The 14,652-nt window shown below is 68.3% G+C and carries 10 protein-coding genes, 1 tRNA gene and 1 pseudogene; 9 read left to right on the top strand and 3 right to left on the bottom strand.

The annotated features are described in order from the left end of the window. The first annotated feature begins 11 nt into the window (after nt 1-11). The 3 genes from VK501_RS05505 to VK501_RS05515 all read left to right on the top strand — a co-directional run bounded on the left by VK501_RS05505 (nt 12) and on the right by VK501_RS05515 (nt 2,611). The gene (locus VK501_RS05505; RefSeq protein ID WP_324335448.1) at nt 12-1,679 is read left to right on the top strand and encodes a hypothetical protein; all 1,668 of its coding nucleotides are present in this window, start codon (nt 12-14) and stop codon (nt 1,677-1,679) included. A gap of 95 nt (nt 1,680-1,774) precedes the next feature. Next, nucleotides 1,775-1,848: transfer RNA gene (locus VK501_RS05510), tRNA-Gly, on the top strand. A 592-nt stretch (nt 1,849-2,440) separates the two neighbouring features. Next, nucleotides 2,441-2,611: a carbon storage regulator gene (locus VK501_RS05515; RefSeq protein ID WP_324335450.1), complete on the top strand. Its 171-nt coding sequence runs from the start codon at nt 2,441-2,443 to the stop codon at nt 2,609-2,611. A 338-nt stretch (nt 2,612-2,949) separates the two neighbouring features. Here the strand turns inward: VK501_RS05515 and VK501_RS05520 are convergent, their stop codons facing one another. The 3 genes from VK501_RS05520 to VK501_RS05530 all read right to left on the bottom strand — a co-directional run bounded on the left by VK501_RS05520 (nt 2,950) and on the right by VK501_RS05530 (nt 8,361). After that, nucleotides 2,950-3,723 carry a hypothetical protein gene (locus tag VK501_RS05520; RefSeq protein ID WP_324335452.1) on the bottom strand — a complete coding sequence of 258 codons (774 nt, stop codon included), beginning with the start codon at nt 3,721-3,723 and terminating at the stop codon, nt 2,950-2,952. Nucleotides 3,724-4,131: 408 nt separating this feature from the next. Next, nucleotides 4,132-4,584 carry a hypothetical protein gene (locus VK501_RS05525; protein ID WP_324335454.1) on the bottom strand — a complete coding sequence of 151 codons (453 nt, stop codon included), beginning with the start codon at nt 4,582-4,584 and terminating at the stop codon, nt 4,132-4,134. Between the two features lie 918 nt (nt 4,585-5,502). Then, nucleotides 5,503-8,361 (bottom strand): NACHT domain-containing protein, encoded by a 2,859-nt coding sequence (locus tag VK501_RS05530; RefSeq protein WP_324335456.1) that lies wholly within the window; start codon nt 8,359-8,361, stop codon nt 5,503-5,505. Nucleotides 8,362-9,463: 1,102 nt separating this feature from the next. On the opposite strand from VK501_RS05530, the gene VK501_RS05535 reads away from it, so the two are divergent. The 6 genes and pseudogenes from VK501_RS05535 (at nt 9,464) to VK501_RS05560 (ending at nt 14,601) form a co-directional block, all read left to right on the top strand. Further along, a complete protein-coding gene (locus VK501_RS05535) occupies nt 9,464-10,282 on the top strand; it encodes a hypothetical protein (protein ID WP_324335458.1) in 819 nt (272 codons plus the stop codon). 215 nt (nt 10,283-10,497) lie between these two features. Then, nucleotides 10,498-11,043: a hypothetical protein gene (locus tag VK501_RS05540; RefSeq protein ID WP_324335460.1), complete on the top strand. Its 546-nt coding sequence runs from the start codon at nt 10,498-10,500 to the stop codon at nt 11,041-11,043. A 56-nt stretch (nt 11,044-11,099) separates the two neighbouring features. Beyond that, complete coding sequence (locus tag VK501_RS05545; protein ID WP_324335462.1) at nt 11,100-11,930, top strand: PKD domain-containing protein; 831 nt, start codon at nt 11,100-11,102, stop codon at nt 11,928-11,930. Between the two features lie 514 nt (nt 11,931-12,444). Further along, nucleotides 12,445-12,651, top strand: coding sequence for a helix-turn-helix domain-containing protein (locus tag VK501_RS05550; RefSeq protein ID WP_324335464.1), 207 nt, complete (start codon nt 12,445-12,447; stop codon nt 12,649-12,651). A gap of 238 nt (nt 12,652-12,889) precedes the next feature. After that, the gene (locus tag VK501_RS05555) at nt 12,890-13,582 is read left to right on the top strand and encodes a hypothetical protein (RefSeq protein WP_324335466.1); all 693 of its coding nucleotides are present in this window, start codon (nt 12,890-12,892) and stop codon (nt 13,580-13,582) included. A gap of 234 nt (nt 13,583-13,816) precedes the next feature. Then, nucleotides 13,817-14,601 (top strand): annotated as a pseudogene (locus VK501_RS05560) (class I SAM-dependent methyltransferase). Nucleotides 14,602-14,652 lie beyond the last annotated feature (51 nt).

Consider the following 14,652-nt stretch of genomic DNA (forward strand, 5'->3'; position numbering starts at 1 on the left):
TTTACGCGGACATGAGGTCCTCCCCACCCCTCGTCCTCGCCGCCGTGCTGGCCGCGCTGCTGCCCGCATCGGCGCTCGCCGCGCCCGGCCGGTGGTCGTCGCCGGTGACGATCACGCCCAACGGCGGTCCCCAGCTCAGCGCGACCGCCGAGGCGTTCGTCACGCCGCAGGGGCGCTCGCTGGTGCTGACGTCCGACGGGGCGACGCCGCTGCTGTCGGTCGGCGACGCGAGCGGTGCGTTCGCCACGCCGACCCCGGTCGGCTCGGGTACCGACGGGCTGACGCAGTTCGACGGCGCCGTCGGTCCCGACGGGTCCTTCGCGGTCGCCTGGGCCGCGGGCGGCGTCGGGCACGTGGCGATCGCGCCGCCGGGAGGCAGCCCCGGGCCCACAGTCGACCTCCCCGACGCCAACGTCACCGCCATCGCGGTGGCGATCGGGGCCAACGGCGCGACGACGGTCGCCTACCGCAGCAAGTCCGCGCCGCCGGTCAACATCTACACCGTGTCGGCGGCGACGGCCCCCGCAGGGTCGTCGACGTTCGCCGAGCCCAGAACGGTCGACAACACCCGGACCGGGATCGACGGTGTCGACGTCGCCTTGGCGCCCAACGGCGACGTGGCCGTGACGTACCGCAAGCTCGCTCCGAGCTACAAGACCTACGCCGCCGTCTACCACCCCGGCGCCGACAACTTCGAGCCCGTCCAAGCCGTCTCCCCCTACGACAACGGCGACGTCGGCCCGCGGATCGCGGCGGGATCGGACGGGTCGTTCGTGGTCGCCTGGGGCAATGGCGTCGCCGGGCCGGCCTACGCGGTACGCGCCGCCGGCGCCGGCGCATTCGGGCCGGCCCAGCCGTTGTATCCCGCCGGCGGCGACGTGTCGTCGTTCGTCGACCTGGCGCCGACCCCGACCGGCGGCGCCGCGGCCGCGTGGGCGGGCAGCGGCGTGATCCGCGCGGCCGTGGCGCCGACGGGCGGGACGTTCGGGACGCCCGTGGACGTCGACACCTACGGCGGCGACGTCGTCGCCCAGGCCGCGGTGACGGTCGCGCCCGACCAGACGCTGACGGTGGTCGCCAACCACCCGTCCGACGGGACGATCGAGGCGACCGACGTCGGCGGCGCCGCCCAGGTCATCGGCTACGGCGCGGCGGGAACGCTGTCGCCGGTCGCCGTCGCCTCGAGCGCCGACCGCACCGTCGCAACCTGGCGCGACGCCGCCGGAGGCATCTCGGCCGCGACCCGGAGCCCCGTCGCACCCCCGGCGCCGATCGGCCCGGGCCCGAAGCCGGGACCGACCGACACCACAGCTCCCAAGGTCTCGCGTGTGACCAAGTCCACGCGCGTGAGGTTCCACAAGATCCCGAAGACGCTCAGCGTCAAGCTCCAGTGCAACGAGGCCTGCGTGATGACGGCTACCGGCCGCCTCGCCTTCACCGTCGCGGGCAAGAAGAAGCCGCTGAGCCTGCCGATCCACCCCTATACGGGCAGCCGAACCCCGAGCGCCAAGGCCCGGACCGTGACGCTCCGGCTGGGCACCAAGGCCCGAATCCAACTCGGCAAGTCGGCGAAGTCCGGCCGAGGCGCGACGGCCTATCTCGTGGTGACCGCATCCGACGCCGCAGGGAACGTGACGCGCTACAAGCTCCAGATGACGATGAAGCGGGCGGCGAAGTAGCGGGGGCTGGTGGGAGGCGCCCCGGGCGCTCCCGCCACCGCGCGCCCGAGCCGACATCACGCCGAGACCCATTGCTACACTCCCGGCCGAAGCGCGCGGCTGTAGCTCAGTTGGCTAGAGCGTCTGCTTGCCATGCAGAAGGTCGAGAGTTCGAGTCTCTTCAGCCGCTTCGAGGAAAGCCCCGCAAATGCGGGGCTTTCGTCGTTCTGGGGCGTGGTTTCTGTAGCGGTGCGGTGGGAATGGCTACCGCTCCTGGCTACCACTTGGCGCGGCTACCGCTCTTGCCTACCGCCGCGAGGCCGCCGACGCGAATCCCGCACGGCTGGACTCTCGTGAGCGCCTCAATGGCATGCAGGAGGTCGTCGGTTCGAGCGCGACTAGCTCCACTCGATCGAAAGGCCCGCATTTGCGGGCCTTTCGTCGTCCGGGAAGGTGTGAACCGGCACCGAAACCGGTGGTTGGGTTCCGGTGGGTACCGCGCGTACCGCATGCAGCAGCGATCGGTCGATCTTCAGACTGAGCAAGCTGGTGCCGGAGCTGCAAGTTCGCGTGCGACGCAGCACCAGTCGCTCCGCATCGCATACCCAACCGGGCGAGATTCCGAGCCACGCGTGCTCTCCACCCTTCTTCGACGAGAGGGAGCGGGCGCCGTTGCTCTCTCCGGGGCCAGCGGGTGCGTCGGAGCGGACATTCCGACCCATCGCCGTTCGAGCGCGAACGCGATCGGTCAAGGCCTCGCCGCAGCGGGCGACAGTCGGACCATGCCGCTTGCCCTCACCCGTCGCCCTGGCCAGTCCCTCGTCCTGACGACGCGCGAGGGTCAGCGCATCGAAATCGAGGTGCGATCCGTGGATGAGCACGGCGACATCCGCTTGGGCATCAACGCGCCGCGGGATGTCCTCGTGCTGCGCGCCGAACTGGTTCGCGACTGAGCGTCGGCTAGTCGGACCACAGGGACGCGCTGATCCGACCCGTCTCGTCGCTCTGGAGGACCCACCAGCCAGTGATGTGAGCGACCGCGACTCGCAGCACCGGCACGGCGGTCGCTCCCGACTTGTCCGGTGCCGAGATCTGCGCACCCTTGATCGCGATGTGGGTCCGAATGGTGCCCTCGACGACGCGCCGGTCTCGCGCATCCTGATGCGTAGGACGGCCGCGGCTGTCGCCCCGCTAGACGCGGGACGTGCTTGCGCCGTCCGTCAGGATCGCGGTTATCGCGCGCCGGACATCCTGGACTTGGCCGGCGAGCCTGGAGACCGGCGTCGTGGGGTCAAGTGGGGTTCGGCTCCGGCGCGCCGACGCGCCGAGGCAGACCTGTCGCCAGCGCGTCTGTCTCCGCGCTCGTCACTAGAAATAGCGCCGCACCCGCCTCTGTGTAGAACGTCGCTAGGTACTGCAACAGCTCGGTCTCGTCGCGGAGTATGCGCCTCCCGAGCTTCAACTTGCGCGCCACTTCATAGAAGCGCCCTCGGGCGTTGTCGCTGCAGCCTTCGATCATTCCGGCGGGAACGCGAGGCCACGTGTCGTGACGACAGCAGTAGATCATTGGGATCCAGAGCTGCCACATGGTGCCAAGCGGCCGCCACCGAAGCTCTAGAGGCTGCTTGAACCCGGCGTTAGCGGCCGCGCCGCCGATATAGCCGGTGCTGATGATGTCCTCAATGGCACGCCCGATGGCGGCTCGGTCCGCCGGAGCCTTCAGTCGTCGGCGAAACGCAGCTCCCAGTCGCGGATAGTCATCTGCCGACCGTTGCGATCCGTCGACACGTGCGAGTCCATCCCGGTGCCTCGTCGTGTAGTCGAGTTCGCTCTCGACGAACGCGGCGATCAGCGACGCGACACGTCGCAGGAGCTTCGCGATCTCGTCGCTGGTGAAGGCGGCCTCGAAGTCGCGCGCGAAATCCTCGTCCTCACGTGGGACGACGTTCGTGCTCCGATGACTTCGAAGTGCATCCTGGACAGCCGCGCGCACGCCGTCGCGCGTCTCCGTCGATGCGACGTAGACGACGGGAGTCAGATCATCGATGAACCCCTCCGAGGACACCCGCGTAACCCTATGCGCCGCACCGGAACAGAGCAACACGCGCGAGGGGAGGAGCGCCACACGGGCGCGGCCTCCGGTCGGGTCGAGACCGCCTGCGCGTTCGCGATTCAGTCCCAGAGCGGTTCAATGCCCGCCGTCCCGCCGCCCGATGGATGCATTACGCTCCGTGCCGGCCTATGGATCCCATCGTGTCTGAGGTCATTCGCATCGAGCCGCTTCCCGATCGGGAGCTCGGGGTCCCGGCGGGCGGTCGTCCGGTGGAGCGACGGAAGCGTCAGCGAAGCGTTGCGCTGGTTCGACGATGAGGTCTTGTTCGCTGAGGGGTGCCTGCTCGGGAAAACGTTGGACGAGCTTCGCAGCCTCAAGTTCGTGCGCGATCGCGACGACCTGCGCGACTAGAGGCTTAGCTTAGTCCGGACGGGATTCCCGCCGGTCTCGCTCCAGGCGCTGGCGAGTGCGGCGGGCAGTGTCGCCGTCTACCTGCATCGGTTGACCGCCTGACGCCAGGAAGGCGTCGCGCTTGGCCTGTCGACGGGCCTCCTTAGCCTCGGCGGCAACGCGCTGCTCCTTCGCCAACTCCTTCGTGATTGCCTTCCATCGGTCACCGCGTTGAGGGAGGGTGTCGGTCCAGAGGCGCTCCCACTCGCGGCGGGAGGCGAACTCGTCGAGGCGCTCCAGCGTTCCGCGGGTCCAGATCTCGAGGATCTCGAGTTCTTCTAGCCGGTCGAGGCTCTCTCGCCATGACGTGTGCGCTGCGCGAATCGCGGCGCGCGCTTGCGCGGGTGTCTCGTAGCGGCGATCAAAGAGGGCAGACTCGAGTTGCACGACGGCGTCGCGCTGCTGCTTGATCCGGTCCGACACCTCGCGAGCGTGAGAAGCGTCGCCACCTCCTCGCGCGAGGAACGCACGGAAGCTGAAACGACCAGGGCTCACGAGATGCCTCCATTTCGGAGATGCCCTGGCACGCCCGCGCGGCCTTGATACGGCCCGGGTCCGTCGTCGGCCGACTCTTGGATGCTTTCCCGCAATGACTGGAGCCTTTCGTCGAGATCCTCGTCGCCGATCCTGGCGTACTCAGCGAGTCGGTCGTCCTGGCCCTGGGCTGCCTGCTCGATGAGCTCTGTGTAGTCCTCCGGCCTTGGGGCCCTCGGCTGGGTCAGGTGAAGGGGGATGCTGGGCGGTCACGCCGCGACCGTATCCCTGCCGCAATGGACGAATCAACCACGCCGCTCACGCGGCGGCTTTCGCCGCCCATCTGCGAACGGTCCGCGGGAGACTCGCTCATGATCGGCACGACTAACGCTCAACCAACCGCGAGTGGTGAGCACGCAATCGCTCGCCTACGCTGAGCGAGCGTCGCGCTTCACGATGCCGGACAAGTACGAGCCCTGGTATTCGCGACCTGGCCGGTCGTGATCGTGCTCTGGATTAGCGCGATCTCTGTGCCGATTATCGGAGCCTTCGCCTTATGGGATGGGCTGGTGGCCGGCCGCTGGCGGGCCTTGGCTCATCGCCGTCGCTCTCGTGTCACTTGTGGCGCTGCTGGCAGTGACGATGGTCTTGGTCGGGCACGTCGCTTAAGTACCGCTGTGAGAAGCACGGCCATGCCCTCGATGGAGGCCATGACGTGTGCCCGATCGACGGCAGCCCGGTTCGGCCGGTCTGACTCCCGGTTCTCGAGTCGGCGAGCACCATCGCTGTACGCGACTCGTCCGCGGCATGGAAGAAGACCTGCCGCGCAGCTTCGGCGCCTCCCCTGTCAGCGCCCTGCAACCGCGGTCACACGAAGATCGACGTGGTGCCACGGCACCATTCCACTAGAGCGTAGCCGTGCTTGGGGTCTTCAAACAGCTCGCGGATGACCTCGATACGCGGCTGCCGCGCGCGCCGCGCCATCACAACAGCTACAAGCTGCCGGAGCCAATCCGGGGAATCCTGCGGAGCCTTCGCTGCTCGACCCAACTCGGCACTGGCGGCTAGCAGCGTCCACAGGCCGAGACGCCGGCGGGCATCCCCCGCGAATTCCTCGCACAGTTGCTGTGAACCGGCGATCGTGCGCAGGACCGGCGCCCAGTTGAACGCGGTCTCGACGCCTGTGCCGGGGCAGGAGGGGATAGTGCGGTCCGTCCAAAGTGACGCGACGGCATCAACGATCGACAAAAAGGCGTCGGACTGGCCACGTTCCAGGGATCGTGCGGCGACCTCTAGAGGCGACGACGGATCCTGGGCGAGGAGTAGCGAGGACGAGGGACGAACGAACACTGCGGCGGGGCCATGCCAGTGGACACGCTCCGCATCGGTAGCGACGTGCGGGCCAACGTTCCGCGCCACCCGGGAGTCTCTCTTCGCCGCGTCCCTAAGCGCCAATCGCGCTCCCTGGATGGAAAGTTGCGCGGTGGCAGACAGGCTTGCGTAGGGGCTCGTTGCCAGAAAGGTGAGCAGCTCACTTGACAGCTGTCGCCGCCCCAGATTCCCTGACGCAATTGACTCAATCCCCCGTCGCACAACCGCGTCCGCAAGGCTAGACCGAACTTCGTCGCCGCTGGATTCGACAAGGTCGAGCAGCGTTCGTCGCACGTCGGCTGCCATGCCTTTCGTGTTGAGCACGGCATCTGTGATCGCGGCGCCGAGAAGGTTCAGTGCTTTCGGTGAGGGCACCATCGCCCCCACAGTGCGAAGCATCGTCTCCAGGATCGGACCCTTGTGCTCGACGAGCGACACCTCGGCCGTCTCAGCGAGGGCGCAGACGACGTCGTCGGCACCTCCAAGTCGCCCTCGTGCGTGCATCTGGAGGGTGATGCGGCACACGACATCCCATTCCCGCTGCTTGATGCGAGGCAGGAGCGCGTCCAGCAAATCGGAAGTCTCCGAATGCGTCGAGACCAAGTACATGGCCGTGAAGTACTCGAGAAAAGTCCGATGCGTGAAGGCAAACAGGTCTTCACCCGTTGGGCTGGTGCTCTGCTGATCGGAGAACACCCACGCTCGGCCACGGCAGAACTGAATGAAGTCGCGTGCCCCGGCTCGAGCCTCGGCCGCGTCGCCGAATCGCCAACGCTGCAGGTAGGTCGTGGCTTGCGTTATCGCCTGTCGCTCGGTGACGCCACCGGCGAGCCGAGGACTGGAGTACATCCAGTACGCCAAGTCTTCGAGGGCCGGCTGGACATGCCGCGTAAACGGCAACTCAGACTCGATGCCTCTGCCCTTATCCCACGTCTGAAACAGCAGCAGCGAGCACTGCTCGTACACGTCGGGCAGGTTGTCGGGGATGTAGCCCTGACCTCGATAGAGGGCACACAGAAGGGCGAGTAGAAGCGGATTACGGCGTAGCTCGTCAACGGACTGGCTCTCAGCGTGGAAGTCACCAGCTGTCGAGTGCGCGCTTTGTGCATCGAGGGATGCGTCGACGGCAAACCAGTTCGAAGCGTAAGCCAGAACGCGTGCATCGTCGAACTCTTCGACGACGGCGATGTCGAACTCACTGGAGTTCAAGGGCGCCTGCTCATATCCGACGATCCGCGAGGTGACGATGACGTCCGTCCCGGGGAACTTCCGACAGAACGTCTCGATGGTGTTTCGTACCGTGCGGCGCTCCTCGCTGTCCAGGATCTCGTCGAGCCCGTCGAACAGCAAGAGGAGACGACGGCGAAGGAGTAGCTCACGGAACGTGCCGGCCGGAGAACCAATCATGTACCCGTTACTGATGAGCTGGTCGCAATAGTCAAGCAACCCAAGCTGGGAAGCCCGATATTTCCGCAGTTCGACGCGAAGCGGCGTTACGCTGGGTCCCACGGCCCTGTAGCCCTCGAGGCCGCGAGCGACGTCGTAACAGATCTTGGTCGCCAGGGTCGACTTCCCGGCCCCAGGGTTTCCGAGGACGACCCGTCTACGTGCCGTGCGCAGAAAGCGCTGGTAAGAGACCCGAAGGCGCTCCGCCTTACCGCTCTCAAGCAACGACGCTGACGACGGCGACATCGCTACTTGAGGGGTCACGTAGAGGGCATCGATGTCGACGGGCTCGTGACGCACCGTGCTCGGAAGGTCGATGCGACTCGAGTGGGCTAGGACCTCCCCTCGAAGGCGACTGTGATATGTGCTCAACATCGCCTCGTCAGGCTCGACGCGTCCGGGTTGGACCATGTCTTGGAGCACCTCGAGCTCGGCCGTGAGCATCTTGTGTCTCAACTCCGCCTTTGCGTCCGCGGCGGCGATGCAGCCCTTGCTGATCGCCGCCTGCAGAACCTCCGACGAGATCCTCAGAAGGTCGTTGAACAGCTTGCCACCGTCCACCCCCTCGAACGCCGAAGTGCGCTGCTTCACCCCGTCGAAGCCGATCTCGAAGATGGAGCGCACATCGCTGAGGTTGACTGCTGATCGGCCGACTTGCGTCGCGAAGAGGAGCTCCATCGCTGCGCGCAGTTCCCCCTCGTCGAGCATGGTCCGCCATTGCTCCTCGGTTGGCTCGACGGATTTGTAGCGCTCGGCGAACACTTGCGCCGACCTGTCGACCACTTGCTCCACGGCCGCCGGAAGAGCATCAACATGCATCTGCATGCGGTTGCCTCGGAACAGAGGCATCATCATCAACTCCGAGAGGAGATTGGTTAGGAGCCCCAGGGTGATCTCGTACGTCAGCATCGCGCAAGTTTATGGGCGCACTCGCTACCTGGGCACGTTGGCACCGCCTCGAGTCGGCTCAGCACGACGCCCTTGTCTACACCGGGTCTCCGTCAACAGGACCCAAGCGATTGCATCCGCACGCTGGCGGCGAGGGCCGACGCTTCCCGCACACCTGGGGTGATAGTCGTGGCGTTCCCGTCCACGGGAATGCGTAGGTGCGGCTTCTCGACTCGCTTTGCGCAGGCGGCCAGCAGCCATTGAACGGGCCGTCCGGTGAGCCGGGGCAATCGTGTGCGGTTCACGAGACGAGCGGCTACAGCGACATTCCGAGGCATCGCGGCACACGTCGGTGGTAGGTCTAATCTAGGCTCGTAGACGAGACGCCGTGCGGCGGCGAGCCGCCCCCAACGAACACGCGAAGCGATTCGAGCGCCTGGCGCGCGACGCCGGGATTGAAGACCGAGTGTCGCCGCACCGACTCCGCCATGGTGACGCTGGGGCTCAACGCGAACGTGCCCGCTGCGCACCGGGGCTGGCCACGCCGATCCGCGGACGATGCAGCGCTACAAGTCGCGACGACGCTGCCCCGGGTCGGGCGCTGCGTACGCGGTGGCTGTGCACGTAGCGCACTGACAACCGCCAAGTCAACCTCGCGGAGTCTCAGCGGTGCGGCTGTTCCAACGAAAACCTGCGGCTAGGTCTCGCCGTAGCAGCCGTCGTCGTCGCCGTCGCGCTGGCCGGCGAACTGCGGATTCGGAGGCGCCTTTGGCGCCGTCGCAACCTCCCCCTCCCTCGCCGCCGGCACTACCGCTGTCGCCCGGGCCGTCGCTCTGGGACTGCTGCTGGCGGCGCTCCGCCGCTCGCACCGTTGTCCGCCGCTCCTACGCCGAGGGCCATCCTGCCGGACGGAGGTGCGAAGTCGGCCTTGGGCCGAGGTGGGGATCAATCGAGCCAAATCGTTTCGGTCCTGGCAGCGGGACGTGGACCTGAACGAACGTCGGGGACGGCCGCGCGCGAAGCCGGTCTACTCCAACCTCCACATCGTATCGAGGAGACTGCATGACCCGCCTGTCCCCGACGCGCAACGACCGCTGCGCTCATCGCCATCGCCGCGCTGACCGTGCCGGCGATCGCATCGGCCGAGATCCGTCCCGGCACCGCGAACGAGGCCACCGGAGATAGCGCTGGCGCGCCGTCGCAGGACCTCGTGTCGGCGACGGCCCAGTACGACACCAACGGCCAGGTCATCGTCAGCGCCACGGTTAACGGCGACATGGCGACCGGTCCGGCCTCCTTCAGCTTCCGCGTGGCGTCGTACTCGCCGCCGAACTCGTGCCTCGGGGCCAGCGTGTCGCTGTTCGGCTTCTCCGACAGCCAGTACAGCACGACGATGGTGACCGGCGTGAGTGGAACCGGAAGCGCCCCCGTCACCGTCAACGGCAACCGCATCTCGTTCTCAGCCTCGGGCACCGCGCTGCAGACCAAGGACTGGTCCTGCATGACCGTCGGCGTGACTCCCAAGGGCAGCGGCGGGCAACTCCTCGATGAGCTCGCTGCGCCGATGTTTTTCACGGGCTTCGGGCCCGACACGGACGGCGACACTGTCAAGGACAACCAGGACAGCTGCCCGAGCCAGGCCGGCCCGGCGCCGACAGGATGCCCGGTGACGGCAGCAAATCCGGCTCCCGCGCCGGCAACGACCACGCCCGCCGTCACGACAGCTCCGAAGTCGACCGCACCTGCCGTCGGCCCCTGCAAGCCACCCAAGCTCAAGGGCAAGTCGTTGAGTGCGGCCAAGGCCGCGCTCAAGAAGGCCCACTGCAAACTGGGCAAGGTCACCCAGCCCAAGAAGCCGAAGAAGGGCGCCAAGCTCGTCGTCAGCAAGCAGCAGGGCAAGGGGCCGATCAACGTGACCCTTGCGCCGGCCAAGCGCAAGTAAAGGGAAACGCACCGCCTGAGCTAGCAGGCGCGCCGAGTCTCAAGGGAGTCTCTGCGCATCGTCCGTTCCGGCATCTCGCCGGCGGCCGGAGGGCGCTCGAGGCCACGTCAGAGCCTCGGGCACTCAAGCTGCGCGGTGCGGTCTTCGTCGTAGCAGACCCGTACGCGAATCACGCCGCCGGCGTGGTCACCGCGACAACGAGTGGGGCGAGGACCTTGAAGCGCGACGGCGGCGGCCGGGCCATCGTCGCCGCCAACACCGGCACCGCCGTCGCGATGGCCGCCCGTCCGCGCGGTCAGGCCACATTCGCGCCCGCCGGCAACGCACAACTCAGTCCCCCCTACGACGACCCGATCGGCGGCTTCGACATCGCCGTGGCCCGCACCGATGCGATCGACGTCGCCTGGACCACCGACGAGCCGCTTGACCATCTGCTGGCCGCCGCGACGTTTGTCTCCAACGGCTCATCGGCGGGCGGCCTGCGAACGCCGAACGACACGCTCGGCACCGGGACGGCGCCCAGCACCTTCCATGAGCAGCGCGCGCCGCTGGTCGTTCGGACCGTCCCCTATCCCAAGGCCCTCGTCGGGCACCGATCAACGACCACCCACGCTGGCCAGCCGACGCGCGTCGACACATCCTTTGAGGCGTTCCTGACCGCCTTCACGGCGTTCCCTCCCCCCCCGCCACCCCGCTCGACAGCGCCCTGCAGCTCGACGGCGTCGGCCCGCAGGTCGACGACGGCGCCGCCGCCCTGCTGAGCGACGGCACGATCCTGACCGCGTGGTCGCGCGGCCGCGTGCCGACCGCCGGCTCGGTGTCTGCCGCGCGGGTGGACCCCGGCGCGTCGAGCTTCGGCGGCGCTCAGCTCATCAGCCCCGCCGGCGAGACCGCTGCCGTCGCGGGCCCGCCCGCGCTCGCCGAGCTCGGCGATGCGGGCGCCGCGATCGCCTACGCGCAGGGCACCGCGGTGCGTGCGGCGATCGCGCCGCCCGCCGGTCCGTTCGCCGCGCCCCAGACGCTCGAGGACGGTGCCACGCCGGCCGGTGATCTGCGCATCGCCGGCGACGGCGCCCACGGCATCGTGGCCGCATGGCGACGCGGCGACCCCGCCTCGGGGGAGATTCGCGCACGCCTCTACGACGCTGACGCTCCCACCCTCGCCGCTGCGACCGTCCCCACCACGCTCGATCCTGGGCAGCCGGCCGCGTTTGCCGCGACGGTCGCCGATCCATGGACCGGGGCGACCGCCGTGTGGGACCTCGGCGACGGCACCACCGCCACCGGCACCTCGGTGTCACACGCCTACGCAGCCGGCGGCCTGTACCCCGTCGCCGTCCGAGCGCGAGACGGCGCCGGGAACCTCTCGCAGCCGACCGAGCGCGTAGTGCGAGTCAACGTCGCCGCCGGCGCTCCGGGGTTGGGGGCGTGCGCTTCACGCTTTCCGAGCCTGCGACCGTCGCGCTCGCCGTCCAGCGCACCACACGCGGCTACCGATCGGGCAAGCAGTGCGTCACGCGCCGGCCGAAGACCAAATCCGTGCGCCGCTGCTCACGGACGTCGACCCTCGGGACGATTCGCCTACCACGGCGCCCTGCCGGCGCCGCCAAGACCACGTTCACCGGGCGCGTCGGCGGCCGCGCACTGAAGCCCGGGCCATACCGCCTGGCCGTCACCGCCACCGACGACGCCCGCAACCGCTCGACGACCAAGACCACCAACTTCACCATCGCCCGCCGGTAGAACCGCCGCGCGGCCCGGTGATGCGAACCATGGACCTCAAGACGCTGAGCCCGCGCATAGAGGCCCGCGACGACGGCCGCGCCCTGCACATGCGCCCACGCAGCGGTCGCCCAGGACAGCCTGAACGCGTGGCATAGCGCGCAACCGAAGTGCGGATCGGGTCGTCTCGGCCCTGGTAGCACCGCCCCGCCCCGACTGGCGCAGGGCCGCAACCGCTCTGCGTGTTATCGAAGCGCCCGATCGAACGCCTGACATCAGCACCGCAGGCCGTCGTCCGAGCGTTGCTGTGGCTGACCGCGAGATCGCCGGAAAACTGCGCCACCACCCAACCTGCGCCCGCCAACTCCCCATGAAGCCCTCTTGGCCAGCCAGCTGCGCCCACCGATCCACCCTCGGTCAACAGCAGGAGCAGGCCGCCGATGCCTGACCATGGCGATCAGCGACCCATCACCCGCGCCGACGTGATGCGAGCAGCAGACGTCTCTGAACTGCTCAGCGTGCCGAAATCCACGATCGAAGACTGGGCCCGACGCGGCGTCATCCCCAGCCGCAAGCGCGGCAAACGCCGATTCTTCCTGCGCTGGCAGATCGAGGAATGGCTGACACGCGACGACCTCGCCGCCTGAAGGCGATCTCAGCCGCGGAGGCGCGATGAGCGAGAACAGATGGCCCCACCCTGAGGATTAGAAGCGTGGATCGATGAGGAGAACTTGGCATAGACTCGGGGAGGATCGTAGCTGAGGGGACGGTTGGCGGGGGACGGTTTCTGCGGAGTGTGGGACATGTGGCGAGACACATGAGCCCCGACGCCCGTGGACAAGCGTCCGATCGTGCGAGCTCCCGGGCTGGTCGAGAACAAGGGCCATGCGCTCCCTCTGCCGCCTGCTGCTGACCACACTGGCGCTGAGCTCGTTTGCTGCCACCGCCCGCGCTGACGGGCCCTACGAGCCGAATGAGACAGCCGCGCAAGTAGCAGGGAGCCTTACGGGAACGCCCATCACGGCCGCGCTCGAGACCCCACAAGACGTCGACTGGTACCGCTTCTACGCCAAGCCACAAAGCCAGGTCGGCCTCTTGGCAACGCTCAGCGGCGCCTGTAGCTCGCGTTCCGCCACCATCACCGTACGCGTGTATGACGCCGACGGAGGCTACGGCGTGCCCGTCATGAACTTGACCTTGGGCTACAACTACGCGGCCTCCGACGCACCCAAGACCGCCGACCAGGCCACCTTTACCTCCGAGGCCGGCCACCGCTACTTCATCCAGGTTCGCCAGTCGCTCTGCCAGACCGTCGGCTACACCTTGCAGCTAGCCCCCGGCAACGACCTCACCAGCGTCCTGCAAGACACGCTCCCATGCGCGACGGCGCGCGGTGCCGCCGCCGCAGCTCGTCGAAAGCTCTACGCCCTACGCGCTGCCAGCAAGCACGCCCACGGATCCCGCCGACGCGACCTTCGCTCCCGTGCGGCCCTTCAACAGCAGCAGGTCGTAGTCACGGCCGCCAACACGACCAGTCGCTGCGCACGCCGCGCGCTCGCCGCCTACCCCTTCATCTAGACGCACCCCTCAGCCCCGGGCCGCTACTGCAAATCGCGCAGTTCGGAAGCGGTCGACGGAGCGCAGTCATTCCGAGGCGCGGGCGGAGCCCGCTCGCGGCGCTGTCGTGGCCGCGGTCGAGGGCCCGCCCTGTCAGGTCGCGGCGAGCGCCACGCGGGCCGCGGCCCGAGGTCGTCCGCCGACCTCAAAGACGTCATCGCCAACGCGCTGCCCTAGTTCTTTAGTATCGCGTCGGTGTCCTCGCCGAACAGCCTGGACTTCTACGACGCGGAGCTGCGCGCTCACCACGAGCACCTTCGCGCCGCCTACGGGATCAGGCCCGGTGACGAGGTACTCGACATCGGCTGCGGAACCGGGCTGACGACTCGCGAGGCGGCGCGCGCCGCGGCGCCGGGCTGCGTCGTCGGCGTCGACGTGTCCGAGCGCATGCTTGAACGCGCCGGTCAGGTGACTGCGGCCGAACGGCTCGACAACGTCCGGTACGAGCTGGGCGACGCCCAGGTGCATCGCTTCGATCCCGCCAGCTTAGACCTGGCGATCAGCCGCTTCGGGACGATGTTCTTCTCCGATCCGGCCGCCGCCTTCGCGAACATCGCCGCCGGCCTTCGACCCGGGGCGCGCCTGGTGCTGCTCGTCTGGCAGCGACACGAGCACAACGAATGGGCGCGAGCGATCGGCGCCGCCCTGCGCGACGCGGCGCAGCCACCGCCGCCGGGCTTGGACCCATTCTCGCTCGGCGATGCCGAAGCCACCGCGCGCATCCTCGAGGGCGCCGGCTTCGACGGAGTCCGCTTCGAGGAGGTCCGCGAGCCGGTCCACTACGGACGCGACCTCGACGCCGTGCTTGCGTTGGTCCGGGATTTCAGACCACGAGCGCGGCCCTCGCGAGCCTGGCCGACCGCGAGGCGGCGCGTACCGTCACGCGCCTTCGCGAAATGCTCGCGGCGCACTACAGCGACGAGCGCGGCGTGGTCTTCGATTCGCGTTCTTGGTTGATCACCGCCCGGCGAGGTGACTGACCCGCTCCGCTTTCGCTTTGGCTCTGCTGGCCGGTCGCGGTAGAGGTGTCG

The sequence above is a fragment of the Baekduia sp. genome (genome assembly GCF_035318805.1).
Classification (GTDB): Bacteria; Actinomycetota; Thermoleophilia; order Solirubrobacterales; family Solirubrobacteraceae; genus Baekduia.